Origin of the sequence: Streptomyces sp. SID5643 (genome assembly GCF_009872555.1) — a bacterium.
Taxonomy (GTDB): domain Bacteria; phylum Actinomycetota; class Actinomycetes; order Streptomycetales; family Streptomycetaceae; genus Streptomyces; species Streptomyces iakyrus.
The window spans coordinates 1-367 of sequence record NZ_WWIC01000311.1; the positions used below are offsets into that span (position 1 = coordinate 1).

Annotated in this window: 1 protein-coding gene; it reads right to left on the minus strand. The window is 68.9% G+C overall.

The window, feature by feature from the left end; all coding sequences use genetic code 11:
- Positions 1-367 (minus strand): beta-ketoacyl [acyl carrier protein] synthase domain-containing protein (locus GTY56_RS33640; protein ID WP_161369072.1); only part of this gene is annotated, 367 nt, incomplete at both ends.

Here is a 367-nt window from a genome sequence, read left to right on the forward strand (position 1 = left end):
TGCGCAGCGCCCGCACCGCCAGATGCAACGCCACCAACGACGACGAACACGCCGTGTCCACCGTCACCGCCGGCCCCTCAAGACCCAGGAGGTAGGAAACGCGGCCAGAGGTGAAGCTCACTACGCCGCCGGTGAGCAGCTGGGCCTCCAGTTCCGCAGAGGGCTGGGGAATCCCTTCGGCGTACCCGCCGTTCCAGGCACCCATGTAGACGCCGGTCCGCGTGCCGCGCAGCGAGTGCGGGTCGATGCCCGCCCGCTCCAGCGCCTCCCACGACGTCTCCAGCAACAACCGCTGCTGCGGATCCATCGCCAACGCCTCACGCGGCGAAATACCGAAGAACCCCGCGTCGAACTCCCCCGCGTCATG